We start from the raw sequence: 251 nt of genomic DNA on the forward strand, positions 1-251 counted from the left end.
CATATCGTGATTCATTTCTTATTACGGAGAAATGAGACGACATGTCGTTTCAATTTTCAGCTTGTTCCGGATTGTTAAAGAGCATAATACTTCGCAGCATACCGTTACCGGTTTGCTCTGAAGTATTTTTAGTAAACAGTATGGTGGAGCTAAGCGGGATCGAACCGCTGACCTCCTGCGTGCAAGGCAGGCGCTCTCCCAGCTGAGCTATAGCCCCATACAGTTACTGCAGAGACCATCTACTACCACTC

At 46.2% G+C, this 251-nt stretch carries 1 tRNA gene; it reads right to left on the reverse strand.

Features of this window, described 5'->3' with window-relative positions:
* Positions 1 to 141: 141 nt before the first annotated feature.
* A tRNA-Ala gene (locus NG42_RS21720) sits at positions 142 to 217 on the reverse strand.
* Positions 218 to 251 lie beyond the last annotated feature (34 nt).

This window comes from Winslowiella iniecta (genome assembly GCF_001267535.1).
In the GTDB taxonomy this organism is placed as follows: domain Bacteria; phylum Pseudomonadota; class Gammaproteobacteria; order Enterobacterales; family Enterobacteriaceae; genus Erwinia; species Erwinia iniecta.